Source organism: Saccharopolyspora sp., assembly GCF_017434145.1.
In the GTDB taxonomy this organism is placed as follows: domain Bacteria; phylum Actinomycetota; class Actinomycetes; order Mycobacteriales; family Pseudonocardiaceae; genus Saccharopolyspora_C; species Saccharopolyspora_C galaxeae.
In genome coordinates this window covers 1-3,022 of the sequence record NZ_JAFRFW010000149.1, presented here as the reverse complement: position 1 = coordinate 3,022, position 3,022 = coordinate 1, and the positions used below count along the sequence as shown (strand labels likewise).

General features: G+C 69.6%; 4 protein-coding genes. 2 read left to right on the top strand and 2 right to left on the bottom strand.

From position 1 onward, the window contains the following. The coding region (locus IJH84_RS04255) for a M24 family metallopeptidase (RefSeq protein ID WP_295140417.1) at window positions 1–234 on the top strand (234 nt) is incomplete at its 5' end. Window positions 235–290: 56 nt separating this feature from the next. Here IJH84_RS04255 and IJH84_RS04250 read toward each other — a convergent pair. Next, window positions 291–1,193 carry a TetR/AcrR family transcriptional regulator gene (locus IJH84_RS04250; RefSeq protein WP_295140414.1) on the bottom strand — a complete coding sequence of 301 codons (903 nt, stop codon included), beginning with the start codon at window positions 1,191–1,193 and terminating at the stop codon, window positions 291–293. A gap of 86 nt (window positions 1,194–1,279) precedes the next feature. Between IJH84_RS04250 and IJH84_RS04245 the strand changes: the two genes are divergently transcribed. Continuing rightward, complete coding sequence (locus IJH84_RS04245) at window positions 1,280–2,062, top strand: class I SAM-dependent methyltransferase (protein ID WP_295140412.1); 783 nt, start codon at window positions 1,280–1,282, stop codon at window positions 2,060–2,062. A 35-nt stretch (window positions 2,063–2,097) separates the two neighbouring features. Here the strand turns inward: IJH84_RS04245 and IJH84_RS04240 are convergent, their stop codons facing one another. After that, the gene (locus tag IJH84_RS04240) at window positions 2,098–2,811 is read right to left on the bottom strand and encodes a class I SAM-dependent methyltransferase (protein WP_295140409.1); all 714 of its coding nucleotides are present in this window, start codon (window positions 2,809–2,811) and stop codon (window positions 2,098–2,100) included. Window positions 2,812–3,022: the final 211 nt, after the last annotated feature.

The window sequence follows — 3,022 nt, the reverse complement described above, 5'->3', positions numbered from 1 at the left end:
GACATGCACGAGGCGCCGTTCGTGCCCAACGAAGGCAAACCGGGGCGTGGTGTGCCGCTGCGGCCCGGGCTGGTGCTGGCGCTGGAACCGATGCTGCTGGCCGGTGGGCGCGACGACATCGACACCGGCGACGACGGTTGGACCGTGCGCACCGGTGACGGCAGCCGCGCCGCGCACGTCGAGCACACCGTGGCGATCACCGCGGACGGGCCGGTGGTGCTCACGGCCGCGTGAGCACTGCCCGCGGTCCCGGCCGCACCGCCGGGGACCCGGTACGGCCAGGGGGCCGGTCAGGAAGGCTCGCCGGTCGCGGAGCCGCGGACCATCGTGCTGATCAACGTCACGGCGTGCTCGACCATGCGGTCGCGGCCGATGTCGAGTTCGCCGGCGCACCAGGCCAGGATCGTGGCGCCGATGCCACCGGCCAGCGAGGTGGCCAGCAGCGTGCGGTCGCGCGCGTCCGCGGTCCGCGCGGGCAGCACTTCGTCGACGAGCAGGCCGAACAGCTCGGGTGCGACCCGGATGCCTTCGCGGGTCAGCACCGGGTCGACGAGGGCTTCGGCCACCAGGATCCGGGCGCGGTGCGGGTCCTCGGCCAGGAAGTCCACCAGCGCCTGGACCGTGGCGCGGGCGCGGGTTTCGAGGTCGCCGGGTTCGTCGGCGACGGCTCGGGCGACGACTTCGCGGGTTTGCGCGGCGACCCGGTCGTAGACGGTGACGACGAGTTCGTCGCGGTCGGTGAAGGCCTCGTAGAAGTAGCGCTCGGTCAGGCCCGCTTCCCGGCACACCGCCCGCACGGTCACGGCCGATCCGCCGCCGGAGCCGAGCAGTCTGGTACCCGCTGCCAGCAGGCGGCTGCGCCGGTCGGCGCGCCGCTGCGCAACGCTTTCACCTTTCCAAACCCGCTGGGTGCTCCTGGGCCGAGTCTCCCCGACAGCGGCCGCAGCGGCGGGACCGCCCGGGGCGGCGAGCGCGAGGTGGCGGTGCACCGGCGCGGATCGAAACGGCGCTCGGCTGCACGGTCGGCGAGCATCGACCGCCAACCGTGCGGCGCGGGTGCAGGAAGAACGGATTCCTCGTCGGGCTGGGGAGAAGTCGTGAGAAACTGCCCGCCCGACAGCGGGAGAACAGTTCGGTGAGAGACGCGCAGCTTGCCATTCGCTGCAGGCGGTGAACGAGTCGCGGCCGCACATCCCATCTCGCCCAGCCGAACGCGTTGCCGTGTCCTGCCCGGGAAATTCCGTTGTCGGGTCGTTCGGCGGGCTGCTACGAAGACGCGGTGACTTCGCTGGATGCACTCGTCATGCCTGACAAGTACCCGCGTGCGGCGACCTACGATCCGCAGTGGATGGTCGACAACTGCATGGGTCCGAATCCGCTGTGGCTGCTCGAGGACCTCAGCCGGGACTGCACCTTCCGGCCCGGGATGAAGGTCCTCGATCTCGGGTGCGGAACGGGCATGACCTCGATCTTCCTGGCGCGCGAGTACGGCGTCGAAGTGTGGGCCTCGGAACTGTGGCTCCCGGCCGAGGACAACGCCGCGCGATTCGCTCGGGCAGGCGTCGGCGACCAGGTCCACGCCGTGCGTGCCGAAGCGCACGACCTGCCGTTCGAACCGGAACAGTTCGATGCGGTCCTGTCCGTGGACAGCTACCACTACTTCGGCACCGATGATCTCTACCTCGGCTACCTCAGCCGGTTCCTCAAGCCAGGCGGTCAGCTGTCGATCGCTGTGCCGTCGCTGCACCGCGAATTGCGCGAGCTCGGTGGGGCCCCGGCGCATCTGCGAACCGGGGCGGGGTGGGAGGTCCTGGCCTTTCACACACCCGAGTGGTGGCGCTTCGAGTGGGAGCAGACCGGACTGGTCGAGGTCATTGCAAGCCGCGCGCAATCCGATGGTTGGCTCGACTGGAAGCTGTGGTGCGAGGTCTGTGCCGAACATTCTCCCGACGAGCTCGTCAGGCAGCACTCCCGCGCGGAGATCCCCATGCTCGACACCGACCGTGGCGAACTGCTGACCTTCGCGCTCGTCACCGGCCGGAAAAACGGATCTGCGGAGTGATCCCTCGCGTCAGCGACCCGGAGCTTCGCTGATCGCTATCGTTGCCCGACGAGGCGGCAGCGCAGGTGCAGGAACAACGGGCTCCGCCTCGCGGCGGCGAGTGCGGGGGCGGCTTCGACCGCGGCCGGATCCGGACGCGGTTCGTGCAGCGCTTCGATGACGATACCCGCCTCGCACAGTTCTCGCGCGTAGTCCTCGAACGGCCGGTTGATCCCGACGAAGTTCATCCGCAGACCGTTCTGGGCGACCTCGTCGCTGATCCGGTGTTCGGTGAAGTAGTCGGCCAGCTGCTCGGGCGGCCGATTGATCGGATGCACGATGGCGATGCACAACGGCGAACCGCATTCGAGTACGCGCGCCATTTCGCGGATCGCTTGCGGCATGACGGGCATGTCGTGCAGGGCCATGAATGCGACCGCTGTGTCAAACGACCCGTCCGCCCAGGGCAAGCGGGCGGCGTCGCCGCAGATCAGTTCGTCGTAGCCGCCGGCGGCTCGCGCGTTTCGCACGAGGGTGGGGGAGCTGTCGATGCCTGCGACCGAGTGGCCTCGCCCGGCCAGCCAGCGGCCCACCCGGCCTTCTCCGCAGCCGATTTCCACGGTGCGCCGGCCCGGCCGCGGCACGAGCCGCGCGAACGCGGGTTGCTGGAAATGCCGGTAGAACACGTCGTTGTCCGGAGTGCGGGTCCACGCGATCCAATCTTCGGCGTTTTCCTCCCAGGATTCCGATACGTTTCCCGCGGGTTCCATGGCGCGATGCTAACAGCGCGCTCGTCGCATCGGTGGTGCCTTTTCGGGCGCACTGCGCGACATATTCGAGGGAAAGGTTCGCCGCCGCGACCGGAAGCTGCGAGCCGGCAGGCGCAACGGCTCCGCGGGTCCCGGGTACGAACATCGCGACCGCCGCCGGAGACGGGCCGGGACTGCTCCGGCCGAACGATCGCTCTTGCCGCACCCATTT